Here is a 26,865-nt window from a genome sequence, read left to right as displayed (position 1 = left end):
GAAAGGCGTTGTGATGAAACAACAACAAGGGATGTCACTGATAGAGGTCATGGTTTCGGTGGCTATTCTGGCTTCCGGCCTGCTCGGTCTGGCTGCCCTGCAGTCACGCTCTATCGTCATGAATCAAAGTGCGCATTACCGGAGTGTTGCGGCTGATCTGGCGGCTGATCTGGCCGACCGAATCAGGGCAAATCGTTCCCCGTATTTCGCCATGGACGGCAATATTTTGCAGGCTGACCTGCCTTTGCCACCCAATTTCGCCAATTGCCCCCAAAACACTTCGACGCCGGATAGCGCACCGACCTGCACTGCAGTCAATGGCCATCAAAGCTATCTGGTGGCGACTGAAATGTCCGAGTGGAATACCAGTTTGCGTGGCCAGTTGCCAAATGCCAGGTATAACCTCGCCCAGGTAGCGGCCAGTTCAGCTGCTTTTTATCGTTATACCCTGACAATTACTTGGGCCGATGATCGTGGCAATGCCAATCCCGATACTTCATATGTGACGGTCATCGAATGATGAAAGCCAATAAAGCGCAGCAGGGTTTTTCCCTGATCGAACTCATGATTGCCGTCACGCTGGCGTTGGTCGCCATGCTTGCTGCCACCCAACTCTATGCCAGCACCCGGCAGACCTATCGTTTGCAAGGCATGCAGACGCGGCTTTCGGAGGATGGGCGCTTTGCCTTGTCGATGCTGCAGCGAGTGATCGCTCAGGCGGGTTATCGTCCCAGTCCTGTGACGCCGATGATCCCGACTGCCGGATTCATGTCCGTAGCAAATGGTACGTATCTGACTCCGACCTCAAACGAGTCGGTAACTGTCCGTTTTATCGCGGATGGAACCAACATGATGGTCTGTGATGGCTCGCTGGCTGCAGCCAATTCACAGCAAACGCTGACGATTGCAAAAAGTGGCAGCAAGCTGCAGTGCGGTACGGTGGACTGGATTGCTCCTGCTTCAGCAGGAAGTGGCACAGGAACGGAACTGGTTGATTTCAAGATTTTGTACGGCACCGATACCGGTCCGGCAACTTTGAAGGAATTTGGCTGTGGTGCTGACAGCAATGCAACCCAGAAGTCGCGTGACTGTGTGGCCGATACCTATGCACAAGCCAGTGCAACTGCTGCCCCGACTGCGATTGTCTCCGTCAAGGTATGCCTTGTCCTGAGGACGGAGTCTACCGATGGCAGCATCAGTAAAAATGCGGCAGTCAGTGATTGCGGAGGAACTGCTATCGCTAACTCGCAGACGGACAAGAAGCTTTATCGCACCTTCCGCTCGACCGTCATGTTGCGGAACCAGTAAGGGAGTCGAAAATGTCTGCAAGAAATGAACGTGGTTTTGTGCTGGTCACCTCAATGTTGATCTTGCTTGTCCTGACGATCCTGGTGGTCAATGCGGTACGCAATACGACGTTGAACGAAAAGATGGCCGGCAATTACATGGATCGTACCAACGCCCTTTTGGCCGCAGAGCAAGCGCTTCGACAAGGAGAGGCCCTGTTGGTCGCCAATGGGGATTTGTGCCTTTCAGGGTGTGCCGTAACAAATGGGGCGGTTGCTGCTTCAACGACAACGCTCAATGCAGTACCGACTGCCTGGGTGGATACGAATGCGGCGACAGCAGCAACAGCCTCCGGGCAGAAAACGTCTGGCAAATACCAGGTTTCCCGGCTGGCCGATACTTTTGTTCCGTCGACTACGACGGGGTGTACCGGAACCACTTATTGTCGTGATGGTTGCAGGGCTTACAGTATCATGGGGCGCGGCCAGGGTTTCGACTCCCGTTCGGTGGTGGTTTTGCAGACCGTTGCATTCGTGTGCTCGATTTGAAGGATAGGAAAATGTGCATGTCAGTAAAAAAGCGCCGGGAGGCTGGTTTTACCTTGATCGAGGTGATGATTACCGTCGTTATCATTGCTTTGCTGGCAGGCGTAGCCCTGCCTGCGTATCAAGGGCAGATTGTCAAATCCCGGCGAACTGATACGCAGCGGGTGCTGGTTTCTCATGCCCAAAGCCTGGAGCGCTGGTTTTCGACAAATGGCACTTACCTTAATGCGGCAGGGACTGCTTGCGGGGTGGCTGATCCTGCGACAACAACGGGTTATACGGTGGGGACGCGTTGTACCGCGACTACTTTTATCGTGACGTCCACTGTCGTTTCCGGAAGCTCGCAAGCATCCGACGGCAATCAGGTTTTAACCAATGCAGGTGTGCGTACAGGCAAGTGGGCCGAGTGATTTTTCAGCATGGAACGCTTCACCATCTCCCTGGATGAGTCGCTGGCCAGCCAGTTTGACCAGTTGATTTCCGCGCGCGGCTATAAAAACCGTTCCGAGGCGGTGCGCGACCTGATTCGCGGGGCGATCGAAGGGGACAGGCAGCGCGATGTGCCAGCCGGGCATTGCGTGGCCAATCTGTCCTACGTCTACAACCACCATGAGCGTGAGCTGGCCGAGCGGTTGATGGGTTTGCAGCATGATCATCATGACCTGACAGTGGCGGCGATGCATAGTCATCTGGATCACGATCACTGCCTGGAATCGGTCATTCTCAAAGGGTTGACCGTGGAAGTGCGGCATTTTGCCGATGCCCTGATGGCCGAGCGTGGTGTGCGGCACGGCAAGCTGAACGTGATTGCGCTGGAAGCGGAGCATCACCATGCCCACGACGAGCAGGGTGATGCCCATGTCCATTACCGTCCCGTCCGCTGATCCGGCTGCCGGCGAAGGGCTGGGCGAACAGGCCTGGATCGAGGTCATCCAGAAGATGGACGAGGTCTACAACGACCTGCTCCAGTACGAAGTTGCCCTTGAAGAAAAAAATGCTGCGCTGGAGGAGTCTCACCAGTTCATCGAAAGTGTACTGACGTCGATATCCGACATTTTGATTGTCTGCGACCGTCAGGGCAGCATCATCGAGGTCAATTCCTCGTTGCTGCACTTCTCCGGGAAAAGTGCGCAGGAACTTGAAAAAACGCCGGTATTCGATCTTTTTGCCGATGAAATCGAACGTGCCAGGGCGCGCGAAGTATTTGCCCGTTTTGGGCGCGAAGGCGTGCATGACTGCGAATTCTTTTTGCGGGCCGGCGATGGGTCGACCGTGCCGGTCTCGATGAATTGCACGCCGCGCGTTTCGCAGACGGGCAAACTGATGGGGATGGTGGTGACCGGTCGGCCGGTCGGTGAATTGCGCCGGGCTTATCAGGCTTTGCGACAAGCGCATGACGACCTGAAGCGAACCCAGGGCCAGTTGTTGCACGCCGAGAAAATGGTGTCGCTGGGTCGCCTGGTGGCCGGGGTGGCGCACGAATTGAATAATCCGATCAGCTTTGTCCTGGGCAACGTGCTGTCATTGCAGCGTTACGCCAGCCGTCTTGAAAGCTACCTGGGCGCGGTGCATGCCACCAGTGTGGCAGACGATGCCGCACTGATCGAGTTGCGCCAGTCCCTGCGCATCGATCGCATTCTGGCCGACATGCCGTTGTTGATCGACGGGATGATTGAAGGCGCGGAACGGACACGCGATATTGTCGATGCCCTGAAGCGTTTTTCTGCAGTCGACAAGACGCTCCCGGAGCAGGTTTGTCTCAATGACGTGATCGAGCGCTCGGTGCGCTGGGTGGTGCAAAGTGCTTCAGCCCGTTTCGCGGTCGACGTTGATTTACCGCCTGATTTGCGCTGTTCCGGCTCCTCTGGCCAGTTGCAGCAGGTAGTGATGAATTTGATACAGAATGCCTGCGACGCAACGCTCCATGTCGGCGATGCCCGTCTGCTCATTCGCGGCTCGGTTGCTTCGGGCCAGCTCTGCTTGATATTCAGTGACAACGGACCGGGTATCCCGGCCGAGAATCTGGGGCGCCTGTTCGAACCGTTTTTTACGACCAAGCCGGTCGGCCAGGGAACCGGGCTGGGTTTGTCGATCAGCTACGGCATCGTCGAGCGGCATGGCGGCAAACTGAGTGCGGCCAACCGGCCTGAAGGCGGAGCGGAATTTATTCTTGCACTGCCGGTGGAAAGTATCTGATCACTTGACGCTTTGGTTCTGCCGGCCCGGCGTGAATAAAACAATGCGAACAACGAGTTACTGAATTGGCATGGTATTTGTATGAGGATTTTAAAATCCTTCATACCTTGTGCCATGGAAAACCTCCCCTCCGACTGGCTGTCCCTGCTGATCCTCACCTTTGTGCTGGGCATGAAGCATGGCTTCGATGCCGATCATCTGGCGACGATCGATGGCTTGACCCGCTACAACCTGCGTTGCCAGCCAGCCATGGCGCGTTACTGCGGCACTTTGTTTTCACTCGGGCACGGGGCAGTGGTCATTGCGATTGCGCTCGGTGTTTCGGCGGTTGCCGGGCAGTGGGATGTGCCGGACTGGTTCGGTACGCTGGGTTCGCTCATCTCGATCGCATTTCTTGTGGCGCTTGGCAGCCTCAACCTGGCTGCAGTGCTGCGCGCGGGGCCGGACGAAATCGTCCAGCCTGTCGGGCTTAAAGGGCGTTTGCTTGGTAATTTGCGACATGCATCGCACCCCGTTCTGGTGGCGCTGGTCGGTGCGCTCTTTGCCTTGTCGTTCGACACCTTGTCCCAGGCCGCTTTTTTTGCCTTGACGGCAACCCGCTTCGGCGGCTGGGAACATGCCTTGTTGCTCGCGGTGCTGTTCATGCTCGGCATGCTGCTCACAGACGGGATCAATGGTTTGTGGATCGCCCGCTTGATCGCCCGGGCCGATCAGGTGGCGCTGGTTGCGTCGCGCGTGATGGGATTGGTCGTTTCGGGGATCAGCTTGCTGGTGGCTGCCTTCGGGGCGGCAAAGATGCTGTCGCCGGCGATCGACGCCTGGAGCGAGGGGAAGGAACTGGTTTTCGGGTTCTCGCTGGTTGCCCTCATTGTCCTCAGCTTCATTGCTGCGTTGCGGCTGACGCGGCGTCCGGCAGCGACCTGATGGCGCTGCCGAAAGGAGGCTGGCCGGTGCGCCGGCTTTTTTAATCGATGAAAATAAGACAAAAAATAATTTATTCCTATTTTTTGGGGGCGCTGGGGGCTGCCCACGGGCATGAAGCAACGGAGCTTTCGGTGGTTGAGGTGCGCGCCAATGCCGAAAACCTGCAGGGGCTTGCCCAGGCCGGCAGTGAGGGCGTGGTTTCAAGCCAGCGCCTGACGGCGGTCCCCTTGTTGCGCCCCGGCGAAGTGCTTGAAATGGTGCCCGGCATGATCGTTACCCAGCATGCGGGTGACGGCAAGGCCAATCAGTATTTTTTGCGGGGCTTCAACCTTGATCACGGCACCGATTTTGCGACGACGGTTGCCGGCGTGCCGGTCAATATGCCCGCTCACGCGCACGGCCAAGGCTATACCGACCTCAATTTTCTGATTCCTGAACTGGTCGATCGCATCATTTTCAGGAAAGGCCCGTATTACGCCGACGAAGGGGATTTTTCATCGGCCGGCGCGGCGCATATCGACTATTTTCACCACCTCGACCGTTCTCTGGTCCAGGTCACGGTAGGGCCGAATGGATATGCCCGGACATTGCTGGCTGGATCGCCCGACTTGTGGGCTGGGCGCCTGTTGTATGGCCTCGAAGTTTTCCACAATGACGGCCCATGGCAGGTTGATGAACATTACCGGAAACTCAATGGGGTGTTGCGTTACAGCCAGGGAACGCGTCACGATGGCTGGTCGCTGACCGGCATGGCGTATCAGGGCCAGTGGACCTCGACTGACCAGGTTGCCCAGCGGGCGATTGATCGTGGTGCGGTCGACCGCTTCGGGACGCTCGATTCGACGACGGGTGGGCGGACATTCCGCTACAGCCTGTCCGGTGATTGGGCGGTACGCGGTGAAAACAGCCAGCGCAAGGCCAATCTCTGGTGGCTCAAATCGGGACTCGATTTGTGGTCCAACTTTCAGTATTGCCTGAATGACATCGCCGCCACCGGCGGCTGTGCCAGTGGCGACCAGTTCAAGCAAAGCGAGCGGCGCCAGGCGGGGGGCTTTGCTCTGACGCAGACGGTTTTTGATCGCTGGGGTGATTTTGATGTCAGCAATGCCGTCGGCTGGCAGGGGCGGATCGACCGCTTGAGTCCGGTCGGGCTATATAACACCCGGCAGCGCGAGGTCTGGAATACCGTGCGTGAGGATCGCGTAACCCAGCGCAGCCTGGCGCTCTGGGCTCAAAATGAAGTTCGCTGGACGCCATGGTTTCGTTCGGTCCAGGGATTGCGGGCCGATGCCTACGATTTTGCGGTCGACGCCAATCAGGCCGCCAATTCGGGCAAGGCCGGCGATCAGATGCTGACGCCCAAGCTGGCGCTGGTATTCGGCCCGTGGAAAAAGACCGAGCTGTACGCCAATTATGGCCATGGTTTTCATTCGAACGATGCTCGTGGAACGACGATTTCGCGTGATCCGGCGAGCGGCGATGCCGTCGATAAAGTCAAACCTCTGGTGCGTACCAAGGGTTACGAAGCAGGCGTGCGTTCCGAAATCGTCTCCGGCTGGCAGTCGACCGTGGCACTCTGGCAACTGGAGGCTGCATCTGAATTGGTTTTTGTCGGAGATGCCGGTACGACCGAAGCATCTCGTCCTTCCCGCCGACGTGGCGTGGAGTGGACCAATTTTTACCGACCCGCCGACTGGCTTGCCTTCGATGCCGACTTTTCCTGGTCGCAAGCCCGCTTCATTGACCCCGATGCGCTGGGTAACGACATTCCGGGGGCTGTCTCGCGAACGGCCAATCTGGGTGTGACGCTGGATCACCTTGGGGCCTGGTTCGGTGCGCTACGTTTGCGCTACTTCGGTTCGCGGCCGTTGGTCGAAAACAACTCGGTACGGGCTGCGCCATCCGCCCTGACCAACCTGCGGATCGGATACAAGTACGATCGCCAGACGCAGTTGACGCTCGATGTGTACAACCTCTTCGCGCGCAAGCTGAATGACATCGAGTATTGGTATGAGTCCCGACTGGCTGGTGAAGCCGGTCCGGTATTCGATCGTCACCTGCATCCGGCCGAGCCGCGCAGCTTGCGGGCGAGCATTTTGTATCGATTTTGAGGCGAAATTACGTACTTTTCACCTTTGCCCGGGATGAACCTTTGGAGTAACCTACTGGGTTTTCCCTAATTGCCGAATTCCGAGGAGAGTCCGTGGAAAAGGATTTGCGCGAAGCCGCACTTGAATATCATCGCTGGCCCACGCCGGGCAAGATTTCCGTTCGCCCGACCAAAGGGCTGACCAACCAACGGGATCTCGCCCTGGCTTATTCGCCGGGCGTTGCTGCCGCCTGTGACGCCATTGTTGAAGATCCGGCAACGGCCGCCTGGTACACCTCACGCGCCAACCTGGTCGGCGTGATCACCAACGGTACGGCCGTGCTGGGTCTGGGCGATATCGGCCCGCTCGCCGCCAAGCCGGTGATGGAAGGCAAGGGCTGTCTGTTCAAGAAATTCGCCGGGATCGACGTGTTCGACATCGAGCTGGCCGAGAACGACCCGGACAAGCTGATCGACATGATTGCCGCCATGGAGCCGACGCTCGGCGGGGTCAATCTCGAAGACATCAAGGCCCCTGAGTGCTTCTATATTGAAGAGAAGCTCAAGGAACGGATGAGCATCCCGGTTTTCCACGACGATCAGCACGGTACGGCGATCATTTCTGCCGCTGCAATGCTGAACGGCCTGAAAGTGGTCGGCAAGAAGATCGAAGAGATCAAGGTCGTTTGCTCCGGTGCCGGTGCTGCCGCCATTTCCTGTCTCAACCTGTGGTGCCAGCTTGGCGTCAAGCGCGAGAACATCATGGTTTGCGACTCCAAGGGCGTCATCTACGTTGGCCGTCCGGGTCACATGGATGAAACCAAGGCGCGCTACGCCCAGAATACCGAAGCCCGCACGCTGGCTGATGCGATGGTCGGTGCCGACGTTTTCCTCGGTCTTTCTGCTGCCGGCGTCGTCAAGCAGGACATGGTCAAAGGCATGGCCGACAAGCCGATGGTTTTTGCGCTGGCCAACCCGACCCCGGAAATCATGCCGGAGCTGGTCAAGGAAGTCCGTCCGGATGCAATCATCGCGACCGGCCGTTCCGACTACGTGAACCAGGTCAATAACGTTCTCTGCTTCCCCTTCATCTTCCGTGGCGCACTCGATGTCGGCGCAACGCGCATTACTGAAGAAATGAAGATGGCTTCCGTGCGCGCCATTGCCGAACTGGCCGAAGCTGAAGTGACTGACGAAGTGGCCATGGCCTACCCGGGGCATGAGCTGTCCTTCGGGCCGGAATACCTGATTCCGAAGCCGTTTGACCCGCGCCTGATCGTCAAGATTGCGCCGGCCGTCGCCCAGGCTGCAATCGATTCCGGCGTTGCCACCCGTCCGATCACCGATTGGGATGCCTATCGCGCCAAGTTGTCCGAATTCGTCTACCACACCGGTGTCGGCATGCGGGCCATCTTCCAGGCCGCTCGTCAGGCCCAGGGCAAGCGCATCATTTTTGCCGAAGGTGAAGATGAGCGTGTTCTGCGCGCCGCTCAGGTGGTGATCGAAGAGAAGTTTGCCCGTCCGATTCTGGTCGGTCGTCAGGCTGTCATCGAGCATCGTCTGGAAAAAGCCAAGCTGCGCATCAAGCCGGGTGTCGATTTCGATATTGTCAATCCGGAATCCGACGAGCGTTACCGCGAATGTTGGACCGCCTACCATCAACTGATGGTGCGTCACGGCGTGACCCCGGCCATCGCCAAGGAGTCGCTGCGTCGCAAGCCGACGCTGATCGGCGCCATGCTGCTCAAGCTCGGTTACGCCGATGGCCTGATTTGCGGCATGACCGGCCAGTACAGCCACCATCTCGGCGTGATCAGCCAGGTGATCGGCAAGCGCGAAGGCGTCAATACGCTGGCCGCGATGAACTACCTGATGCTGCCGAGCCGTTCGCTGTTCATCTGCGACACCCACATCAACGAAAATCCGACGGCGGAAGAAGTTGCCGAAATGACGCTGATGGCGGCCGAGCAGGTCAAACGTTTCGGCGTGCAGCCGAAAGCGGCCCTGCTGTCGCATTCGAACTTCGGTTCGGGCAATTCGGAGTCGGCCCGCAAGATGAGCCGCGCCGCTGCGCTGGTCAATCAAATGTCCGGTGGCGATCTTGAAGTTGACGGCGAAATGCATGGCGATTCGGCTCTTTCCGAAGAAATTCGTCGTGCGGCGCATCCGGATTCAACGCTCAAGGGCGAAGCCAACCTGATGGTCATGCCGAATATCGACGCTGCCAACATTACCTACAATCTGCTCAAGATGACCGGTGGTGAAGGTGTGACGATTGGCCCCGTGCTGCTTGGCGCGGCTCGTCCGGTGCATGTGCTGACCGCTACGGCAACGGTTCGTCGCCTGGTTAACATGACAGCCCTGGCGGTTGTCGAGTCGATGGAACGCTGATTCAGCGCAATTAAAAAGGGCGCAGCTGGGGAAACCCAACTGCGCCCTTTTTGTTTTTGGCTTGAGCGGTCGGTTGACCGCAGCAATCACTTTTCGAGTGCGGTGAGCAACTTGCCGTGAATGCCACCGAAGCCGCCATTGCTCATGACCAAAATTTGGTCGCCGGAGCGCGCGGCAGCAACGATTTTGGCGACAAGTTCGTCGATATTGTCTTCGACGATGGCCTTCTCGCCCATCGGGGCGAGTGCTTCGCGGGCATCCCAGCCCAGATTGGCGGCGTAGCAGAATGCTGCATCGACTTCGCCCAGGCTGGCCGGCAACTGGCTTTTCATCGTGCCCAGCTTCATCGTGTTGGAGCGAGGTTCGAGTACGGCCAGAATGCGGGCATTGCCGACCTTGCGGCGCAGACCGGCGACCGTCGTGGCAATGGCTGTGGGATGGTGGGCAAAATCGTCGTAGACCGTGACGCCGCGCACTTCGCCGCGTACTTCCATGCGTCGCTTGACGTTGACGAAGCGCGATAGCGCCTCCAACCCTTTGTCGAGCGGAACGCCGACGTGGTGAGCGGCGAGCAGTGCGGCACAGGCGTTGGCCCGGTTGTGTTCGCCGGACAATGCCCAGTGTGTCCGACCGATTTCGCCTTGCGGGCCATGTAGAACCAGTTCGCCACTGGCATCGTCACCACTGACGCGGTAGCCGGCTGGATCGTTGAAACGCTCGATGTCGCTCCAGCAACCGCGTGCCAGTACACGTTCCAGGCTGGCCTCGGCAGCATTCGAGACAATCAGTCCGGAGGCCGGCAGGGTGCGGACAAGGTGGTGGAATTGCGTTTCAATCGCTGCCAGATCAACGAATATGTCTGCGTGATCGAATTCCAGATTGTTCAGGACGACGGTGCGCGGCTTGTAATGCACGAACTTTGAACGTTTGTCGCAGAAGGCCGTGTCGTATTCGTCGGCTTCGATGACGAAGAAGGGGGTGTCGCCCAGGCGGGCCGATACGCCAAAATTGAGCGGGACGCCGCCAATCAGGAAACCTGGCGCCATGTGGGCATCTTCGAGGATCCAGGCGAGCATCGAACTGGTCGTCGTCTTGCCATGCGTGCCGGCAACGCCGAGCACCCAGCGCCCCTGAAGGACGTTCTCGGCCAGCCATTGAGGGCCGGAAACATAGGGCAGGCCTTTGTCGAGTACCGCTTCCAGCAAGGGATTGCCGCGCGAGATGGCATTGCCGACGACAAAAACATCGGGCACCAGCGCCAGTTGTTCCAATCCGAAGCCTTCGGTCAGTTCGATGCCGGCGCCACGCAATTGGTCGCTCATCGGCGGATAGACGTTGCTGTCGCAGCCCGTTACACGGTGGCCGGCAGCCACTGCAAGTTGGGCGACGCCCCCCATAAAGGTGCCACAAATACCCAGAATATGAATGTGCATGTCACATAGACCCGTTAGAATGAGGGCGATTTTACCCTGATCGAGCTCCCATGCCCCGTCATGAAAGGCCCCGCCCGAGCAGTAGCCATACACGGGCCAGTATTGCCAGTCTTGCTGCCCGTTTGATGGTCGAGGACGGCATTGCCGATTTTTACCTCGCCAAGCGCAAAGCCGCCCGTCAGCTCGGACTGCCGGACCATACGACCTTCCCCGATAATGCCGAAGTCGAGCTTGAGTTGCGCGCTTATCGCAGCCTTTATGGCGATGCGGCCGATGCCGAGTTGCTGCGTGCCCAGCGTCGGGTCGCACTTGAAATTCTCCAGTTATTTGCCGATTTCTGCCCGTATCTGACGGGTTCGGTTCTTGATGGAACGGCTGGTGAGCATTCGACCATCGATATCCTGTTGTTTGCCGACAGCGCCAAGGAGGTCGAGATTTTTCTGCTTAATCGGGGAATTGACTTCGAACATGCCGAACCACACAACGAACGTGTCGAAGCTGTGCTGGTACTCGAAACAGATGTGGCTGACGTAAATTTGATCGTTCTTCCGCCAAAGTACGAGCGAGTCACGCTGAAACACCGCGATGGGCGCTCGCGTGAACGTATCAAGGCCGATGCCTTGCGTGCCTTACTTTCGGAATAGGCTGGACAAAATGCAGCGATTTACGGCAAACTTGCAGCTATGAAGAAGCAAAAAACCGCTTCCAAGTCGGTCGAAAAGGCCCGCATCCTGGTGGTGCACGGCCCGAATCTGAACCTGCTTGGTACTCGTGAGCCCGAGCATTATGGCCGGGTGACCCTGTCTGACATCAATCTCGCCTTGTCGCGCATGGCGGAAGCCGTTGGTGTCGATCTCGAAGCCTTTCAAAGCAACCATGAGGGGGCTTTGATCGAACGCATCCATGCGGCACGTGATCAGGGTGTGCGAGCCATCATCATCAATCCGGCGGCTTACACGCATACCAGTGTGGCCCTGCGCGATGCGCTGGCAGCGGTGGCGATTCCATTTGTCGAAGTGCATCTTTCGAATGTGCATGCCCGGGAGTCTTTCCGGCATCACTCATATTTCTCCGATCTGGCTGTCGGTGTCATTTGCGGCCTGGGTCACCAGGGCTACCAGTTGGCCCTCGAGTATCTGCTTAACAAGATCAACATTGAATAGTCCGGCTTTTTGCCGGCATTTGCGTCGAATACGATGCGAACTAGAAGGGAGTCTCCATGGATCTGCGTAAACTCAAAAAACTCATCGACCTCGTTCAGGAATCCGGTATTTCGGAACTGGAAGTGACCGAAGGCGAAGAAAAAGTACGTATCGCCAAGCATTACGGCGCCGTTGCCGCCGCGCCGCAGCAGTACTACGCCGCACCGGCTCCGGTTGCACCGGGTGCGCCGGCCGCCTCGTCGGTCAACCTCGATGATGAGGATGATCTGCCGGAAGGTCACGTCGTCAAGTCGCCGATGGTCGGTACCTTCTACCGTTCGCCGTCGCCGGGTGCCGATGCATTCGTCCAGATCGGTCAGACGGTCAAGCAGGGCGAGACCCTGTGCATCATCGAAGCCATGAAATTGCTCAACGAGATCGAAGCAGATGCTTCCGGCGTGGTCAAGGCCATCCTGCTCGACAACGGCGAACCGGTTGAATTCGGCGAACCGCTGTTCGTGATTGGCTGATATGGCCATGTTCGAGAAAGTTCTGATCGCCAATCGGGGCGAAATTGCGCTACGTATTCAGCGTGCCTGTCGCGAACTCGGTATCAAGACGGTCGTCGTCTATTCCGAGGCCGACCGTGAAGCCAAGTACGTCAAGCTGGCCGATGAGTCGGTGTGTATCGGTCCGGCCTCGTCTACGCTGAGCTACCTGAATGTGCCGGCGATCATTTCGGCCGCCGAAGTGACCGATGCCCAGGCGATTCACCCGGGTTACGGCTTCCTTTCCGAAAATGCCGATTTTGCCGAGCGCGTCGAAACCTCTGGTTTTGTCTTCATCGGTCCGCGGGCTGAAACCATTCGCCTGATGGGCGACAAGGTGTCGGCCAAGAATGCGATGAAGGAAGCCGGCGTGCCCTGCGTCCCGGGTTCGGACGGCGCGTTGCCGGAAGATCCGAAGGAAATCGTCAAGATTGCCCGCGCTGTCGGTTATCCGGTGATCATCAAGGCGGCTGGCGGTGGCGGTGGTCGCGGCATGCGCGTCGTGCATACCGAAGCTGCGCTGGTCAATGCCGTGGCGATGACCCGTCAGGAAGCCGGCACGTTCTTCGGCAATCCTTCGGTTTACATGGAAAAATACCTGGAAAACCCGCGTCACGTGGAAATCCAGGTGCTGGCCGACGAATACAAGAGTGCCATTTATCTTGGCGAACGCGATTGCTCGATGCAGCGCCGTCACCAGAAGGTGATCGAAGAGGCGCCGGCGCCGCATATTCCGGCACGTCTGATCAGCCGTATCGGCGAGCGCTGTGCCGAAGCCTGCCGCAAGATCGGTTACCGTGGTGCCGGTACGTTCGAGTTCCTCTACGAAAACGGTGAGTTCTACTTCATCGAAATGAACACCCGCGTTCAGGTCGAGCATCCGGTGACCGAAATGATTACCGGTGTCGATATCGTCCAGGAGCAGATTCGGGTTGCTGCCGGCGAGAAGCTGCGTTACAAGCAGAAGGATGTCGTGTTCCGTGGCCATTCGATCGAATGTCGCATTAACGCCGAAGATCCCTTCACGTTCGTACCATCTCCCGGCAAGATCGCCTTTTATCACCCGCCTGGCGGCCCCGGTATCCGTGTCGATTCGCACATTTACCAAGGGTACACCGTGCCGTCGCATTACGACTCCATGGTGGCCAAGGTGATTTCCTATGGCGATACGCGCGAGCAGGCGATTCGTCGCATGCGCATTGCGCTGTCCGAGATGAGCATTCAGGGCATCAAGACCAATATCCCGTTGCACCAGGAGCTGATGCAGGATGCCCGTTTCGTCGAGGGCGGCACCAGTATTCATTACCTCGAACAGAAACTCGCCGACAAGGGCGAAGTGAAGAAGTAGATCATGGCCTGGCAAAGCGTCAGTTTCCTGACCGTTGCATCGCACGCCGAACCGCTGTGCGATGCGCTTCTGGAGGTCGGCGCGTTGTCGGCCTCGATCGAGGACGCGGATGCCGGTACGCCGGATGAAAAGCCGCAATTTGGCGAGCCGGGTTCGGTCAATTCTCCGGGCTGGGATCGCTCCCGCGTTGTTGCCTTGCTTGAGCCGGACACCGATGTGGCCGCCCTGCTCGCCGCAGCCGGTGCGCAAATCGGTCTGACCGAGGTGCCGGCTTTCACGGTCGAGATCATCGAGGAGCAGAACTGGGTCCAGCTGACCCAGGCGCAATTCGATCCGATCCGTGTTTCCGAGCGCTTGTGGATTGTTCCGTCGTGGCACGAGTCACCCGACCCTGCTGCGGTCAACCTCATTCTGGACCCCGGAATGGCGTTTGGCACAGGTTCCCATCCAACTACCCGGCTTTGCCTGGAGTGGCTTGAGCGCGTTGTTACCGACCAGGCTTCCGTGCTGGATTACGGTTGTGGCTCCGGCATTCTGGCGATTGCTGCAGCCCGCCTTGGGGCGGGTCGCGTTGCCGGTGTGGACATTGATCCGCATGCAGTTCTGGCGGCGCGAGCCAATGCCGAGCGTAACGGCGTAACGGCACTTTTCGCTGATTCCACCGCACCGGTTGCCGGGCAATACGATCTCGTTGTCGCCAATATCCTGTCGAATCCCCTGCGTGTTTTGGCGCCGGCAATCTGCGCCCATGTCCGTTCCGGCGGACAACTGGCCCTTTCCGGAATCCTGCGCGAACAGGCCGAGGAAATCATCGACATCTACGCTCAGTGGCTGCCCATGCAAGTGGCCGACACCCGCGAAGATTGGGTTTGCCTGAGCGGAGTCATGCCCTGATGCGGACACGCTGCCCGGTTTGCAGCACGATTTTTCGTGTTACCTCCGAGCAGTTGCGCCTTCGGGCGGGCAAGGTCCGTTGCGGCCATTGCGACTCAATTTTCAATGCCTTCGAGGCTTTGCTCGAAGATGAGCCGCCGGCTGTCGCCGTTGTGCCGGAACCGCCGGCGGTAGTTCCGCCAGCCGTCCGGCCGGACCCGGTCCCGCCGCCCGTCGTTTCAGCCTTCAGTCCGTCCGAGCCGGTCCGTCCGGCGTTCGACGAGCCTCCGGTTCAGCCTGTCGCGCCCGTTCAGCAAATCGAACTCCCGGCGGAGCCGGAAGTTCCGCTTGAGCCGGAGATTCAAGCTGGCGATATCCCGGCACCGGTCGTCGTGCCTGACGAGCCGGCAGAGGTTTTCGAGCCTGAGGCTGCTCCCGCACCACCCGAGTTGCCGTCGCGGGCCGAGCCGTTGAACGAGCCGACAGCGCAGGCGGTCGAGAAAATCGAAACAATGGAAGAGTCGACACTCGCGGCGCGCGAAGCAGGCTTGGTTGCCGCGCGTGAGTTGAGCGATACCCCGGCTTACAATCGCTGGGCTGCCGGGGCGCTGGCCGGCAACGGCATGGGCGGATTCAGTCATGAAGCCGAGCACGCGGCGACCTGGCCCTTCGTGCTTGTTTCCATCGTCCTCGGCGTCGCCTTGTCCTGCCAGTTGCTGTTCTACTTCCGGACCGATCTGGTGCGTCGCATGCCCGATCTGGCGGGCTTGTACGCCCTTGCTGCGGTCGACGTGCCTTTGCCGCAGGATTCCGATCTGGTGGCCATCGAATCCTCCGATTTGCAGTCCGACAATGCGCGCGGCCTGTTCGTCCTGCAGGCAGCACTGCGCAACCGTGCGGCACATGCCCAGGCGTGGCCGGCGCTCGAACTGACGCTGACCGATGTGCATGACATGGTCGTTGCACGTCGCGTTCTGCTGGCGCCCGACTATCTGCCGCCGGGTATCAGTCCGGTTTCTTTCCCGGCCAACGGCGAACTCGCCATTCGTCTGTGGGTCGAAGCCAAGGATATCGGTGCCGCCGGTTATCGTCTTTACGTTTTTTACCCTTGAGAATTCATTCCCCATGAGCACCCTGATCTGCGGTTCGCTGGCTTTCGACAACATCATGGTCTTCCCGGACCGTTTCAAGAATCACATCCTGCCCGAACAGATTCATATTCTGAACGTGGCGTTTCTGGTGCCCGAACTGCGTCGTGAATTTGGCGGTTGCGCCGGCAATATTGCCTACAACCTGATGCTGCTTGGCGGCGAGCCGTTGATCATGGCGACGGTCGGTGACGATGCTGCGGTCTACCTCGATCGCCTCGATAAACTCGGTCTGCCGCGTACGCATGTGCGTCAGGTGCCGGGCAGTTTTACCGCCCAGGCTTTCATCACGACCGATCTTGACGACAACCAGATCACGGCCTTCCACCCGGGCGCGATGAGCTTTTCGCACCTCAATAAAGTTGAGCAGGCCAAGACAGCCACCTTGGGGATTGTCGGGCCGGATGGCCGCGAAGGCATGATGCAGCACGCCCGTGATTTTGCGGCAGCCGGCTTGCCCTTCATCTTCGATCCGGGTCAGGGCATGCCGATGTTCAGCGGTGACGAATTGCTCGATTTCATGCGACTCGCCGAGTATGCCTGTTTCAACGATTACGAAGCCAAACTGCTTTGCGACCGCACCGGGCGTAGCCTCGAACAGCTGGCTGGCGAGGTCAAGGCGCTGATCGTGACGCGTGGTGGTGAAGGTTCCGAAATTTACGCTGCTGGCCAACGCTATGACATTCCTTGTGTCGAGGCCGATCAACTGCTCGACCCGACCGGCTGTGGCGACGCTTATCGTGCCGGTCTGCTTTACGGCATTACCAATGGCTTTGACTGGCTGACAACGGGGCGCCTGGCATCGGTCATGGGGGCCATCAAGATAGCTTCGCGCGGTGGCCAGAATCATCAACCGAGCCGCGAAGAAATTGCGGCGCGTTATCAACGTGCCTTCGGCACCCAGCCCTGGTGAAACCCATGAAAACCCTTCCCCTGCTTTTTATTTCGCTGGCCTTGCTGGCCGGTTGTGCAACCAGCAAGTCCGGCGATGTTTACAGTCGTGACCAGGCGCGCCGCGAAATGAATGTGCGCATGGGAACGGTTGAGTCGGTGCGTACCGTGGCGCTTGAAGGCACCAAGTCCGGCGTGGGTACCGTTGCCGGTGCTGCCGTTGGCGGCGTGGCCGGCAGCGGACTGGGTGGCGGTAAAGGTCAGATCGTCGGAGCCGTGCTTGGCGCGGTCGTCGGTGGTCTGGCGGGGAGCGCCGTCGAGGAAGGCGTGACACGCAAGGATGCGCTGGAGATTACCGTCAAACTGGATAATGACCGGATGATCGTCGTTGTTCAGGAAGCTGCGCCGGGAGCGTTCCGTCCGGGCGAGCGTGTGCGGGTCGTCTCCGGGACTGGCGAGACGCGCATCACCCACTGAAATATCGCTGTCATTTTCGGGCAACGCGCATGTAACACGCATCATCCAGACTGTTCTCCACAGACATACAAGGAGAACAACATGGAAAATATCCAAAAAGATGCGGGACGTGTGCGTCCCAAGCGCCATACGCTCGATGTCGGGCTGGCCCGTAGCCCGAGTGAAATTCTTGATGCCCAGCGCCTGCGCTATCGTGTTTTCGCCGGTGAGATGGGGGCCAATTTGCCCTCCCGGACCCCGGGGGTGGATCACGATATCTACGATCCGTATTGCGACCATCTGGTCGTACGCGACACGCAAAGCGGCGAAGTGGTTGGCACCTATCGCATTCTTTCGCCGGAAAATGCCCGCCAGATCGGCTATTACTCGGAAAACGAGTTCGACCTGACCCGTCTGCAGCACCTGCGCTCGCGGCTGGTAGAAATCGGTCGTTCCTGTGTTCATCCGGATTACCGTACCGGTGCAACGATCACGCTGCTCTGGTCCGGCTTGGCCCAGTACATGACCGAGCGTGGCTACGATTACCTGATGGGCTGCGCATCGATCAGCATGGCTGACGGCGGCCATGCTGCGGCCAGCTTGTATAATCGCCTCTCGGAAGAACATCTGGGGCCGCAGGAATACCGTGTTTTCCCGCGTTGTCCCTTGCCGCTGGCGGCCTTGCAGCAGGATCGTCCGGCTGAAACGCCGCCCTTGATCAAGGGCTATTTGCGGGCCGGGGCATGGATCTGCGGCGAACCGGCATGGGATCCCGATTTCAACACGGCTGACCTGCCCATCCTGATGCCGATGGCCAAGGTGTCTAGCCGCTACGCCAAGCACTATTTGGGATAAATCGTCTGAGCCAGACCAATTTTTTGATTCGCAGCTTCCGTATTTTTCGACTGGCTCTGCTGGTTGTATTCGGCTTGATTGTTACGCTGCTCGTGTTTCCCATATGTAGCGATGCTGCCCGGCTCCGACTCAAGTCGAGTTGGGCGGTTGCCCTGCTTGATGCGCTGGGGGTCGAGGTCGATGCCGACCTGACGCATGCTGCGCCGGGGGTGTTGCTCGTTGCCAACCACATTTCGTGGATCGATATCTACGTAATCAATGCCGCACTGCCCTCGGCCTTCGTTTCCAAGGAAGAGGTACGACACTGGCCGGTGATAGGTTGGCTGGCAGCAAAGAACGATACGATTTTCCTGCGCCGGGGCAGTCGCGGCCACGCCAGGATCATCAATCAGGAAATCGGTGACTTGTTGGCGCGTGGGCGCCATGTCGCGGTTTTTCCGGAGGGCACGACAACCGATGGTCGCAGTTTGCTGCATTTTCATGCCGCATTGCTGCAACCGGCCCTGGTCGGTGGCTACCCGATCTTGCCGGTGGCACTCTCCTACTGGGAAACAGACGGCCAGCGTAGTCTGGCGCCGCGTTACGATGGCGATATTTCTCTTGGCGAATGTACGCGGGCCATTCTCGGCCGCAAGCGTCTGATTGCCCGCCTGGTAACGACGCCCTTGCTTGGCCTGAATGGCGAGGACCGCAAGCAGGTTGCCGCCGAGTCACGCGAGGCGATCAGTCGAGCGGCTGGGCTTCCTCTGCCGAGCAGTTCACCTGAAATACCGAACGATCTTCAAGGCGAACCGCCGTCAGGTGGCCTCCCCACAGACAGCCGGAGTCCAGTGCCAGAAAGTGCGGTAGCACTTTAAGGCCGAGTGCCGACCAGTGGCCGGTAATCAATACCGAGTCGGTATAGCGGGGATTGGGCGCGTCAAACCAGGGAATGTGGCCGGCCGGGGTGTTGCTCAGCTTTCCTTTGGCCTTGAATTCCATGATGCCTTCCGGGGTGCAGAAGCGCATGCGGGTCATGGCGTTGACGATGACGCGCAGGCGCGGCCAGCCGCTTAGTTCATCCGACCAGCCGGCAGGGTCGCTGCCCCATAGGTTTTTGAGGAATTGGCGATAATCCGGGCCCTGCAGGGCAGCCTCGACTTCGCCTGACAGCGCTCTGGCTTGCCTGGCGGTCCATTGGGGCAACAGGCCGGCATGCACCATGCAATAGTTGTCCTCGGTGTAGCACAGCGGTTGCTGGCGAAGCCAGTCGAGTAGCTCGCTGCAGTCCGGGGCATCAAAGATGGCCTGCAAAGTATCGTCCTTGGCGCGAAATTTGGCCCCGCCTTCTGCCACCATCAGCAGGTAAAGATCGTGATTGCCGAGCACGGTCACCGCCGACGGGCCGAGCGATTTGATCAGGCGGAGCGTTTCCAGCGATTTCGGCCCGCGGTTGACCAGGTCGCCGACCAGCCAGATGCGGTCATGCGCTGCGTCGAACTTGCATAACTCGAGCAAGCGGCAAAGGGAGTCGTAGCAGCCCTGAATGTCGCCGATTGCGTAGTTCGCCATTATTCGACGGTGACCGATTTGGCCAGGTTGCGCGGCTTGTCCACGTCGGTGCCTTTGACCAGCGCGACGTGGTAAGACAGCAACTGCAGCGGAATGACGTGCAGGATCGGTGAGAGTTCGCCGTAATGTTCCGGCAGGCGCAGGATGTGCACGCCTTCCGATTCGGGAATTTCCGAGTCGGCATCGGCGAAGACATAAAGCTCGCCACCGCGTGCCTGGACTTCCTTGAGATTGGATTTCAGCTTGTCGAGCAACTGATCATTCGGAGCGACCGAGATGACCGGCATGTTGGCATCGACCAGCGCCAGCGGGCCATGTTTCAATTCGCCGGCCGGATAGGCTTCGGCATGAATGTAGGAAATTTCCTTGAGCTTCAGGGCGCCTTCAAGGGCAATCGGATAGTGCCGGCCGCGACCGAGGAAAAGGGCGTGGTGCTTGTCGGCAAAGCGTTTGGCCCAGGCTTCGATATCCGATTCGAGGCCGAGCACCTTGTTGACCGCGACAGGCAGGTGGCGCAGTTGTTCGATATAGATGGCTTCCTGTTCGGCGCTCAGTTGCTGGCGTACCTTGGCCATGACCAGTACCAGCAGGAAGAGCGCGGCGAGCTGGGTGGTGAAAGCCTTGGTCGAGGCAACGCCGATTTCCGGGCCGGCGCGAGTGATGAAGCGCAGGGCGCATTCGCGGACGATGGCCGATTCCGGCACGTTGCAGATGGCCAGCGTCTTGGTCTGGCCGAGCGACTTGGCATGGCGCAGGGCGGCCAGCGTGTCGGCTGTTTCGCCGGATTGCGAAATGGCGACGATCAGCTGACGCGGGTTTGGCACCGAGGTACGGTAGCGGTATTCGCTGGCAATTTCGACATTGCACGGCACGCCGGCAATGGCTTCGAGCCAGTAACGGGCGGTGAAGCCCGAATGGCTGCTGGTGCCGCAGGCAAGAATTAGAATCGAGTCGATATCGGCCAGCAAGTTGGCAGCTTCTGCGCCGAAAATGCCGGGTTGGATCGATTTGCTGCCGCCGACGATTTCGAGCGTGTTGGCCAACGCCTCCGGCTGCTCGAAAATTTCCTTCTGCATGTAGTGCTGGTAATTGCCCAGCTCGACGGCTGCGGCCGAGAGTTGCGAGACATGCACCGGGCGCTCGACCGGCGTACCGTCGAGGCGGGTGATGCGGACGGATGTCGCGGTCAACTCGGCAATATCGCCATTTTCCAGATAGACCATGTTGCGTGTGACCTGGAGCAGCGCCGAAGCATCGGATGCGGCGTAGTTGCCGGTTTCCGAAACGCCGAGCAGCAGAGGCGACCCTTCGCGGGTGACGACGATCTTGCCCGGTTGGCTGTGGTCGATAACGGCGATGGCGAAGGCGCCGACCAGGCGGCGGCAGGCAATCTGCACGGCCTTGAACAGGTCGGGCTCGCTTTTCAGCGTGGCTTCGATCAAGTGGGCGATGCTTTCGGTGTCGGTGTCCGATGTGAAGACATAACCTTGAGCCGTCAGTTCGCTGCGCAGGCTTTCGTAATTTTCGATGATGCCGTTATGAACGACGGCGATCGTGCCGGAAACATGCGGGTGAGCGTTGCGTTCGCATGGCACGCCGTGCGTTGCCCAGCGGGTGTGGGCAATGCCGGTTGTGGCGCGGGTTGCGGCCGACGCGGCTTCAAGCTCGGCGACCCGGCCGACCGAGCGGACACGTTCGATCTCAGTGCTGCCGATGACGGCAATCCCGGCCGAGTCATAGCCCCGGTATTCGAGTTTCTTCAGCCCTTCAACGAGGACGGGAACGATGTTGTTGCCGGCTGCTGCCGCGACGATGCCACACATGACTGATCCTTAAACCTTGTAGTAATCGCGATACCAGGCGATGAAGCGGCCGACGCCTTCCTGGATGGGCGTGCCCGGGACGAAACCGACCCAGTCGTTGAGCAGCGAAGTGTCGGCATAGGTCGCCGGGACGTCGCCGTCCTGCAGCGGCAGCAGGCGCTTCTCTGCCGTCTTGCCGAGTGCCTGTTCGATGGCGCCGATGAAGTCGAGCAACTGGACCGGATTGTTGTTGCCAATATTGAACACGCGGTAAGGCGCATTGCTCGTCGCCGGATCGGCGGAAATCGCGTCATATTCGGCGTTGACCGCAGCATTCTTGTCGAGCACGCGGATGACGCCTTCGACAATGTCGTCGACGTAGGTGAAGTCGCGCTGCATGTTGCCATGGTTGAAGACGTCGATGGCACGACCTTCAAGAATGGCCTTGGTGAACAGGAAGAGCGCCATGTCCGGGCGACCCCACGGGCCGTAGACCGTGAAGAAGCGCAGCCCGGTCGTCGGCAGGCCGAAGAGGTGGCTGTAGGTATGGGCCATCAGCTCGTTGGCCTTCTTGGACGCGGCGTAGAGGCTGACCGGATGGTCGACGCTGTCGTGTTCCGAGAACGGCATCTTGGTATTGCCGCCGTAGACGCTGGAGCTGGAGGCGTAAACCAGATGCGCCACCTTGTTGTGGCGGCAGCCTTCGAGGATGTTGGTGAAGCCGACCAGATTGCTGTCGATGTAGGCGTGCGGATTCTGCAGCGAATAACGGACACCGGCCTGGGCGGCGAGGTGAATCACCTTGTCGAATTTTTCGCTGGCGAACAGGGCTTCCATGCCGGCCCGGTTACCGACGTCGAGCTTGATGAAGCGGAAATTGGCGTGGCTGGTCAGTCGGGCCAGGCGGTTTTCTTTCAGGCTGACTTCGTAATAATCGTTCAGATTGTCCAGACCGACGACTTCGTCGCCGCGCGCAAGCAGGCGCAGCGAGGTGGTCATGCCGATAAATCCGGCTGCGCCGGTCACAAGAATTTTCATGGGCTTACCCGTGGCAATGGAAGAATGATTTTACCGCAACGTCGCATCGGATTTTTGACGTTCCAGCATTTTGGAATATTTCATGAAGCTGTTGAAACAGCCGATGGCAATGTGGATCAGGCCGGGCAACCCGTCGCGGAAACCCTGGCGGATCAGGTAGAACTTGATGAAGCGGACCAGCGGGCTGAAGGCAATGCGCCCGAAAGTTGCCCGTTTGCCCGCTGCCAGCGCCATGTCGGCGGCCAGCGTGGTGTAGCGGTTTTGCTTGGTCAGGTAGCTGGCCAGCGACTCGGCTGAATCGTGCAGCAGATCGCCCGACAATTGGCCGATGCTGGCGCGGGTTTCGACTTTCTCATGGACGGCATCGTTCGACCAGCGCGCCTGGCGACGGTCGAACAGGCGCAGGCTCCAGTCGGGGTAGCCTTCCCCGTGCTTCAGGTAGTGGCCAAGGAAGCGATTGCAGCGCGGAAAACGGAATGCCGCGGTCGACGGCTGCTGCAGGGCTGTTTCGATGCTTGCCTGCAAACTCAGGCTGACCCGTTCGTCGGCATCGAGGCAGAGTACCCAGTCGTGGCGTGCCGCATCGACGGCAAACTGCTTTTGTGGCCCGAAGCCGAGCCAGTCCTGCTGGATGACGCGGGCGCCGTAACGTTCGGCCAGCGCCACCGTGCCGTCGGTGCTGCCCGAATCGACAACGATGATCTCGTCGGCAAAGCGCGCACTTTTCAGGCAATCCTCGAGCTGGGAGGCGGCATTGAGCGTAATGATCGCAACGGAGAGCGGCTGGCGCGTAGCAGGCATTTATAATCGCGGCTTCGAAAGCACGTATTTTATCTGCCGATGCGCATTCTGCTCGTGAAAACTTCCTCGCTCGGCGACGTGATCCACAATTTGCCCGTGGTCAGCGACATCCGCCGGCATTTCCCCGATGCCGCGGTCGACTGGTGCGTCGAGGAGAATTTCGCGGCCATTCCCCGTTTGCATCCGGCGGTTGGTGAAATCATCCCGGTTGCGATCCGGCGTTGGCGTAAAAAGCTGTTTCAGGCGCAGACCTGGCGTGAATTTGGCGCTTTTGGCCGCCAGATGCAGGCTCACAACTACGATGCGGTGATCGATACGCAAGGGCTGCTGAAAAGTGCCTGGCTGGCGCGTCGTGCGCGTGGGCCACTCAGCGGCTATGCGGCAGACTCGGCGCGTGAGCCGGTCGCATCACGCTTTTACGAACGTCATTTCAGTGTCCCGACGAGTGAGCATGCGGTCGTGCGCAATCGACTGCTGGTTGCGGCGGCTCTCGGTTACGCCATCGAAGGTGGTCCGGATTACGGCATCGCGCCGCCAGCCGCCCAATTCGACTGGTTGCCGGAACAGCCTTTCGTGGTTTTCCTGACGGCCACCAGCCGCGACGACAAGCTTTGGCCTGAGAGCCACTGGGTCGAGTTGGGCCGGCAATTGGGTGCGCTTGGCTACATTGCGATTTTGCCCGCAGGCAGTGCGCCCGAGCGTGAGCGGGCGGCACATCTCGCCGCCGCCATTCCGGAGGCCATCGCGGCGCCGCCGATGAATATTCCGCAACTGGCTGCGCTGCTCGGTTCTGCCCGGGCAGCGGTTGGCGTGGATACCGGGTTGAGCCACCTCGCCGTGGCCTTGAAAACGCCCACCGTTGCCTTGTACACCGCGACAGACCCCGGTTTGACCGGTGTGCTTGGCAGTGGTTTCTTTCGCAATCTGGGCGGCAAGGCACAAATTCCGACGGTTTCGGCTGTGCTTGACGAATTGCAGGCGGCGCTTTCCTGATGGCGCGCCTGCTTTATTCGCTGTTCCTCTACCTGATCACGCCGCTGATCTGGCTGCGCCTGCTCTGGCGTGCCCGCAAGCAAGCCGATTACCTGCATCATCTCGGCGAGCGATATGGTTTTTACGCTCAGCCCGTGCCTGAGAAACTGATCTGGGTGCACGCGGTTTCGGTCGGCGAAACGCGCGCGGCACAGCCGCTGATCGAAGGTTTGCTGGCACGTTGGCCCGGTTATCGCATCCTGTTAACCTGCATGACCCCGACCGGACGGGAAACCGGGCGTGAGGTCTATGGCGAGCGGGTTATCCAGGCTTATCTGCCGTATGACTACCCTGGCGCGGTCAACCGCTTTTTCAGGCGTTTTTCGCCGCTTTTCGGTGTCCTGATGGAAACCGAGATATGGCCAAATCTGCTCGCTTCCGCACAGAAAAACCGTGTTCCGGTAATGCTGGCCAATGCCCGTCTGTCGGTTCGTTCGGCGCGCGGTTATGGCCGTCTTGGCCGGCTTGTCCGCCCGGCCTTCGGCGTCCTCGCCGGTGTCTCGGCGCAGACGGAAGGCGATGCGTCGCGCCTGGCTCAACTGGGCGCCGGGTCGGTCGAGGTTTGTGGCAATCTGAAATTCGACGTGGTGCCATCGCCCGAAAAATTGGCGCTGGGGCGTGACTGGAAAACCGGGCTCGGGTCGCGCCCGGTCTGGTTGGCCGCGAGTACGCGTGAAGGTGAGGAAGCGTTGATTCTCGATGCCTGGCGTGCAGCGCGTGTGCCGGATGCCTTGCTCGTGCTGGTGCCGCGCCATCCGCAGCGGTTCAATGAGGTTGCCGACCTGATTGCCAGCCGGGGGCTGCGTTGCCAGCGGCGCAGCGTGGCGATGCCTGTCGCGGAGACGGAGGTCTGGCTGGGCGACAGCATGGGAGAAATGGCGGCTTACTACGCCATGGCCGACCTGGCCTTCATCGGCGGTAGTTTGTTGCCGCTTGGTGGGCAGAATCTGATCGAGGCGGCGGCTTGCGGTTGTCCGGTGCTGGTTGGTCCGCATACCTTCAATTTCCTGCAGGCGACGCAGGATGCCATCGCTGCCGGTGCGGCGCGGCGCATTGACTCAGTCGAAGCGCTTGGGCTGGCGGTTGAGCAACTGCTGGGCAGTGCTGATCAACTGGCCGGCATGCGTCAGGCTGCCAGCCGGTTTGCGCTGGCCCATCAAGGCGCAGCGCAGCGTACCTTGGCTTTTATTGAACGGCAGGTCGCTCAAGCAAGGCGTTGATCTGGGCAATGTCGTCTTCGCCCAAGGCGCCGACCGCACCCTTCAGGCGCAGTTGGGCGAGTAGCGTATCGAGTGTCGCCCGAGCCAGGTCGCGGCGGGTGACGTAGACCTGGTTTTCGGCGTTGAGCACATCGATGTTGATGCGTACGCCGACCTCGTAACCCAGCTTGTTCGACTCAAGGGCCGATTGCGATGAAACCAGCGCCGCCTTGAGGGCGCGGACCTGGGCCAGCCCGTTGACCACGCCGAGGTAGTACTGGCGGGCGGAAAGGGCTGCCGTGCGGCGCGCTGCTTCAAGGTTGGACAGGGTGGCGGTGCGATTGGCGGCGGCTTCACGCTGACGCGATACGACCTGGCCGCCCTGGAAAATTGGAATGTTCAGCTGGATGCCGATGTTCTGGTATTCGGTATCGATCATGCCCAGCGCGGTCGACCCGAAGGATTTGGCATTTCCCGCGTTGGCGACCAGATCGACGGTCGGGTAGTGCCCCGCGCGTTGCTTGCCAACCTCCCGTTCGGCGATGTCGGCATTGGCTTGCTGGACCTGGACGGCGATGCTGTCCTTTTCGGCTGCGGCAACCCACTGATTCATATCGTTGGGTTGTGGTGCAGTCAGCTCGGCATCCTTGCGCGTGGTGGCCAAGTCGCCCGCTTCCTTGCCAATGATGGCTTGCAGGCTGCGTTGTTTGACTTCGTAGTCGCTTTCAGCCGCAATTTCCTGTGCCACGGCGAGGTCGAAGCGGGCCTGTGCTTCGTGCGTGTCGGTAATGGTTGCCGTGCCGACTTCGAAATTCTTTTTGGCCGACTCGAGCTGCTGGGCGATGGCGGTCTTGTTGGCCCGAACGGCTTTGAGGTTTTCGATGGCGTAATTGACATCGAAATAAGCCTGGGCAACACGCAGGATCAAATCCTGGCGAGCTTGCGCGAAATTGGCTTCGGCCTGGGCAACCTGGATTTTCGACTGGTCGTAACTGACCCAGTTCTGCCAGCGGAAAAGCGGCTGGGACAGGGTCAGCTGGTAGCCGTTGCTGTTGAAACGAGGTTTGCCAAGCGTGGCACCGTTGAAGAGCGAGACTTCATTCTCGTTCCACACCGTATTGCCGGAAAGTGTCAGGCTCGGCAGCAAGCCTGCGCGCCCCTGGGGCATTTTTTCGCGGCCGGCATCGAGCGTGGCGCGAGCTGCGGCAAAGGTCGGATCGTTGTCCTGTGCTTCGCGGTAGACCTGCATCAGGTCTGCGGCAAATACGGGTGCAGCAAGCAAGGGTGAAAGAATCAGCCAGGCGAGTTTTTTCATG

Annotated in this window: 26 protein-coding genes and 1 pseudogene; 21 read left to right on the top strand and 6 right to left on the bottom strand. The window is 59.5% G+C overall.

The window, feature by feature from the left end; genetic code table 11:
* The first annotated feature begins 13 nt into the window (after nucleotides 1-13).
* The 9 genes from pilV (at nucleotide 14) to KI614_RS15230 (ending at nucleotide 9,432) form a co-directional block, all read left to right on the top strand.
* Nucleotides 14-520 (top strand): type IV pilus modification protein PilV, encoded by a 507-nt coding sequence (gene pilV, locus KI614_RS15270; RefSeq protein ID WP_226406727.1) that lies wholly within the window; start codon nucleotides 14-16, stop codon nucleotides 518-520.
* Nucleotides 517-1,308, top strand: a complete 792-nt coding sequence (locus KI614_RS15265) for a PilW family protein (RefSeq protein WP_226406725.1) — start codon at nucleotides 517-519, stop codon at nucleotides 1,306-1,308. Before pilV ends, KI614_RS15265 begins: the two co-directional genes overlap by 4 nt.
* A gap of 11 nt (nucleotides 1,309-1,319) precedes the next feature.
* Complete coding sequence (locus KI614_RS15260; RefSeq protein WP_226406723.1) at nucleotides 1,320-1,835, top strand: PilX N-terminal domain-containing pilus assembly protein; 516 nt, start codon at nucleotides 1,320-1,322, stop codon at nucleotides 1,833-1,835.
* Between the two features lie 17 nt (nucleotides 1,836-1,852).
* Nucleotides 1,853-2,242, top strand: coding sequence for a type IV pilin protein (locus KI614_RS15255; protein ID WP_226406721.1), 390 nt, complete (start codon nucleotides 1,853-1,855; stop codon nucleotides 2,240-2,242).
* Between the two features lie 9 nt (nucleotides 2,243-2,251).
* The gene (gene nikR / locus KI614_RS15250; protein WP_226406719.1) at nucleotides 2,252-2,716 is read left to right on the top strand and encodes a nickel-responsive transcriptional regulator NikR; all 465 of its coding nucleotides are present in this window, start codon (nucleotides 2,252-2,254) and stop codon (nucleotides 2,714-2,716) included.
* Nucleotides 2,691-4,028 carry an ATP-binding protein gene (locus KI614_RS15245; RefSeq protein ID WP_226406717.1) on the top strand — a complete coding sequence of 446 codons (1,338 nt, stop codon included), beginning with the start codon at nucleotides 2,691-2,693 and terminating at the stop codon, nucleotides 4,026-4,028. The genes nikR and KI614_RS15245 overlap by 26 nt, the downstream gene beginning before the upstream one ends.
* Nucleotides 4,029-4,142: 114 nt before the next feature.
* Nucleotides 4,143-4,952, top strand: a complete 810-nt coding sequence (locus tag KI614_RS15240) for a nickel transporter (protein WP_226406715.1) — start codon at nucleotides 4,143-4,145, stop codon at nucleotides 4,950-4,952.
* A gap of 131 nt (nucleotides 4,953-5,083) precedes the next feature.
* On the top strand, nucleotides 5,084-7,063 hold the full coding sequence (locus KI614_RS15235; protein ID WP_226406713.1) for a TonB-dependent receptor: 1,980 nt from the start codon (nucleotides 5,084-5,086) through the stop codon (nucleotides 7,061-7,063).
* A 92-nt stretch (nucleotides 7,064-7,155) separates the two neighbouring features.
* A complete protein-coding gene (locus KI614_RS15230) occupies nucleotides 7,156-9,432 on the top strand; it encodes an NADP-dependent malic enzyme (protein ID WP_226406711.1) in 2,277 nt (758 codons plus the stop codon).
* 86 nt (nucleotides 9,433-9,518) lie between these two features.
* Here KI614_RS15230 and mpl read toward each other — a convergent pair whose 3' ends face one another.
* Complete coding sequence (mpl, locus tag KI614_RS15225; RefSeq protein WP_226406709.1) at nucleotides 9,519-10,865, bottom strand: UDP-N-acetylmuramate:L-alanyl-gamma-D-glutamyl-meso-diaminopimelate ligase; 1,347 nt, start codon at nucleotides 10,863-10,865, stop codon at nucleotides 9,519-9,521.
* Nucleotides 10,866-10,915: 50 nt separating this feature from the next.
* Between mpl and KI614_RS15220 the strand changes: the two genes are divergently transcribed.
* The 10 genes and pseudogenes from KI614_RS15220 to KI614_RS15175 all read left to right on the top strand — a co-directional run.
* Nucleotides 10,916-11,509 (top strand): nucleotidyltransferase domain-containing protein, encoded by a 594-nt coding sequence (locus KI614_RS15220; RefSeq protein ID WP_226406707.1) that lies wholly within the window; start codon nucleotides 10,916-10,918, stop codon nucleotides 11,507-11,509.
* Nucleotides 11,510-11,548: 39 nt separating this feature from the next.
* Nucleotides 11,549-12,028: a type II 3-dehydroquinate dehydratase gene (gene aroQ, locus KI614_RS15215; RefSeq protein WP_203467873.1), complete on the top strand. Its 480-nt coding sequence runs from the start codon at nucleotides 11,549-11,551 to the stop codon at nucleotides 12,026-12,028.
* Between the two features lie 56 nt (nucleotides 12,029-12,084).
* The gene (accB, locus tag KI614_RS15210; RefSeq protein WP_226406705.1) at nucleotides 12,085-12,537 is read left to right on the top strand and encodes an acetyl-CoA carboxylase biotin carboxyl carrier protein; all 453 of its coding nucleotides are present in this window, start codon (nucleotides 12,085-12,087) and stop codon (nucleotides 12,535-12,537) included.
* A gap of 7 nt (nucleotides 12,538-12,544) precedes the next feature.
* Complete coding sequence (gene accC, locus KI614_RS15205; protein ID WP_226406703.1) at nucleotides 12,545-13,903, top strand: acetyl-CoA carboxylase biotin carboxylase subunit; 1,359 nt, start codon at nucleotides 12,545-12,547, stop codon at nucleotides 13,901-13,903.
* A 3-nt stretch (nucleotides 13,904-13,906) separates the two neighbouring features.
* Nucleotides 13,907-14,797 carry a 50S ribosomal protein L11 methyltransferase gene (prmA, locus tag KI614_RS15200; protein WP_226406701.1) on the top strand — a complete coding sequence of 297 codons (891 nt, stop codon included), beginning with the start codon at nucleotides 13,907-13,909 and terminating at the stop codon, nucleotides 14,795-14,797.
* Nucleotides 14,797-15,888 carry a DUF3426 domain-containing protein gene (locus tag KI614_RS15195; protein ID WP_226406699.1) on the top strand — a complete coding sequence of 364 codons (1,092 nt, stop codon included), beginning with the start codon at nucleotides 14,797-14,799 and terminating at the stop codon, nucleotides 15,886-15,888. The genes prmA and KI614_RS15195 overlap by 1 nt, the downstream gene beginning before the upstream one ends.
* A gap of 13 nt (nucleotides 15,889-15,901) precedes the next feature.
* Entirely contained in the window at nucleotides 15,902-16,837 is a 936-nt protein-coding gene (locus KI614_RS15190) for a carbohydrate kinase family protein (protein ID WP_203467868.1), read from the top strand.
* Between the two features lie 5 nt (nucleotides 16,838-16,842).
* Nucleotides 16,843-17,292 carry a glycine zipper 2TM domain-containing protein gene (locus KI614_RS15185; protein WP_226406696.1) on the top strand — a complete coding sequence of 150 codons (450 nt, stop codon included), beginning with the start codon at nucleotides 16,843-16,845 and terminating at the stop codon, nucleotides 17,290-17,292.
* Between the two features lie 81 nt (nucleotides 17,293-17,373).
* On the top strand, nucleotides 17,374-18,126 hold the full coding sequence (locus KI614_RS15180; RefSeq protein ID WP_203467866.1) for a GNAT family N-acetyltransferase: 753 nt from the start codon (nucleotides 17,374-17,376) through the stop codon (nucleotides 18,124-18,126).
* A 92-nt stretch (nucleotides 18,127-18,218) separates the two neighbouring features.
* Nucleotides 18,219-18,608 (top strand): annotated as a pseudogene (locus tag KI614_RS15175) (lysophospholipid acyltransferase family protein); the annotation flags it as partial.
* Between the two features lie 241 nt (nucleotides 18,609-18,849).
* Here the strand turns inward: KI614_RS15175 and KI614_RS15170 are convergent.
* The 4 genes from KI614_RS15170 to KI614_RS15155 are packed head-to-tail and all read right to left on the bottom strand — an operon-like array spanning nucleotide 18,850 to nucleotide 23,318.
* A complete protein-coding gene (locus tag KI614_RS15170; protein WP_226406694.1) occupies nucleotides 18,850-19,677 on the bottom strand; it encodes a symmetrical bis(5'-nucleosyl)-tetraphosphatase in 828 nt (275 codons plus the stop codon).
* Complete coding sequence (gene glmS / locus KI614_RS15165; RefSeq protein WP_226406692.1) at nucleotides 19,677-21,500, bottom strand: glutamine--fructose-6-phosphate transaminase (isomerizing); 1,824 nt, start codon at nucleotides 21,498-21,500, stop codon at nucleotides 19,677-19,679. The genes KI614_RS15170 and glmS overlap by 1 nt, the downstream gene beginning before the upstream one ends.
* 9 nt (nucleotides 21,501-21,509) lie before the next feature.
* Nucleotides 21,510-22,517, bottom strand: coding sequence for an NAD-dependent epimerase (locus KI614_RS15160; RefSeq protein WP_226406690.1), 1,008 nt, complete (start codon nucleotides 22,515-22,517; stop codon nucleotides 21,510-21,512).
* A gap of 30 nt (nucleotides 22,518-22,547) precedes the next feature.
* Nucleotides 22,548-23,318: a glycosyltransferase family 2 protein gene (locus KI614_RS15155; protein WP_226406688.1), complete on the bottom strand. Its 771-nt coding sequence runs from the start codon at nucleotides 23,316-23,318 to the stop codon at nucleotides 22,548-22,550.
* Nucleotides 23,319-23,372: 54 nt separating this feature from the next.
* Here KI614_RS15155 and waaC point away from each other — a divergent pair, with 54 nt between their 5' ends.
* Together waaC and waaA are read left to right on the top strand one after the other, a co-directional pair.
* The gene (gene waaC / locus KI614_RS15150) at nucleotides 23,373-24,311 is read left to right on the top strand and encodes a lipopolysaccharide heptosyltransferase I (RefSeq protein WP_264178075.1); all 939 of its coding nucleotides are present in this window, start codon (nucleotides 23,373-23,375) and stop codon (nucleotides 24,309-24,311) included.
* A complete protein-coding gene (gene waaA / locus KI614_RS15145; RefSeq protein WP_319002667.1) occupies nucleotides 24,311-25,570 on the top strand; it encodes a lipid IV(A) 3-deoxy-D-manno-octulosonic acid transferase in 1,260 nt (419 codons plus the stop codon). Before waaC ends, waaA begins: the two co-directional genes overlap by 1 nt.
* Here the strand turns inward: waaA and KI614_RS15140 are convergent.
* On the bottom strand, nucleotides 25,536-26,864 hold the full coding sequence (locus KI614_RS15140) for a TolC family outer membrane protein (protein WP_226406684.1): 1,329 nt from the start codon (nucleotides 26,862-26,864) through the stop codon (nucleotides 25,536-25,538). The genes waaA and KI614_RS15140 overlap by 35 nt on opposite strands.
* Nucleotide 26,865: the final 1 nt, after the last annotated feature.

This window comes from Dechloromonas denitrificans (assembly GCF_020510665.1).
Classification (GTDB): Bacteria; Pseudomonadota; Gammaproteobacteria; order Burkholderiales; family Rhodocyclaceae; genus Azonexus; species Azonexus denitrificans_B.
Note: the sequence above shows the minus strand (reverse complement) of the source record. Positions and strands in the feature narration are given on the sequence as shown.

Coding starts and splice junctions, on each gene's coding strand:
- pilV (WP_226406727.1), top strand. CDS start 14: ATGAAACAACAACAAGGGATGTCACTGATAGAGGTCATGGTTTCGGTG.
- KI614_RS15265 (WP_226406725.1), top strand. CDS start 517: ATGATGAAAGCCAATAAAGCGCAGCAGGGTTTTTCCCTGATCGAACTC.
- KI614_RS15260 (WP_226406723.1), top strand. CDS start 1,320: ATGTCTGCAAGAAATGAACGTGGTTTTGTGCTGGTCACCTCAATGTTG.
- KI614_RS15255 (WP_226406721.1), top strand. CDS start 1,853: ATGTCAGTAAAAAAGCGCCGGGAGGCTGGTTTTACCTTGATCGAGGTG.
- nikR (WP_226406719.1), top strand. CDS start 2,252: ATGGAACGCTTCACCATCTCCCTGGATGAGTCGCTGGCCAGCCAGTTT.
- KI614_RS15245 (WP_226406717.1), top strand. CDS start 2,691: ATGTCCATTACCGTCCCGTCCGCTGATCCGGCTGCCGGCGAAGGGCTG.
- KI614_RS15240 (WP_226406715.1), top strand. CDS start 4,143: ATGGAAAACCTCCCCTCCGACTGGCTGTCCCTGCTGATCCTCACCTTT.
- mpl (WP_226406709.1), bottom strand. CDS start 10,865: ATGCACATTCATATTCTGGGTATTTGTGGCACCTTTATGGGGGGCGTC.
- KI614_RS15220 (WP_226406707.1), top strand. CDS start 10,916: ATGCCCCGTCATGAAAGGCCCCGCCCGAGCAGTAGCCATACACGGGCC.
- aroQ (WP_203467873.1), top strand. CDS start 11,549: ATGAAGAAGCAAAAAACCGCTTCCAAGTCGGTCGAAAAGGCCCGCATC.
- accB (WP_226406705.1), top strand. CDS start 12,085: ATGGATCTGCGTAAACTCAAAAAACTCATCGACCTCGTTCAGGAATCC.
- accC (WP_226406703.1), top strand. CDS start 12,545: ATGTTCGAGAAAGTTCTGATCGCCAATCGGGGCGAAATTGCGCTACGT.
- prmA (WP_226406701.1), top strand. CDS start 13,907: ATGGCCTGGCAAAGCGTCAGTTTCCTGACCGTTGCATCGCACGCCGAA.
- KI614_RS15195 (WP_226406699.1), top strand. CDS start 14,797: ATGCGGACACGCTGCCCGGTTTGCAGCACGATTTTTCGTGTTACCTCC.
- KI614_RS15190 (WP_203467868.1), top strand. CDS start 15,902: ATGAGCACCCTGATCTGCGGTTCGCTGGCTTTCGACAACATCATGGTC.
- KI614_RS15185 (WP_226406696.1), top strand. CDS start 16,843: ATGAAAACCCTTCCCCTGCTTTTTATTTCGCTGGCCTTGCTGGCCGGT.
- KI614_RS15180 (WP_203467866.1), top strand. CDS start 17,374: ATGGAAAATATCCAAAAAGATGCGGGACGTGTGCGTCCCAAGCGCCAT.
- KI614_RS15170 (WP_226406694.1), bottom strand. CDS start 19,677: ATGGCGAACTACGCAATCGGCGACATTCAGGGCTGCTACGACTCCCTT.
- glmS (WP_226406692.1), bottom strand. CDS start 21,500: ATGTGTGGCATCGTCGCGGCAGCAGCCGGCAACAACATCGTTCCCGTC.
- KI614_RS15160 (WP_226406690.1), bottom strand. CDS start 22,517: ATGAAAATTCTTGTGACCGGCGCAGCCGGATTTATCGGCATGACCACC.
- KI614_RS15155 (WP_226406688.1), bottom strand. CDS start 23,318: ATGCCTGCTACGCGCCAGCCGCTCTCCGTTGCGATCATTACGCTCAAT.
- waaA (WP_319002667.1), top strand. CDS start 24,311: ATGGCGCGCCTGCTTTATTCGCTGTTCCTCTACCTGATCACGCCGCTG.
- KI614_RS15140 (WP_226406684.1), bottom strand. CDS start 26,864: ATGAAAAAACTCGCCTGGCTGATTCTTTCACCCTTGCTTGCTGCACCC.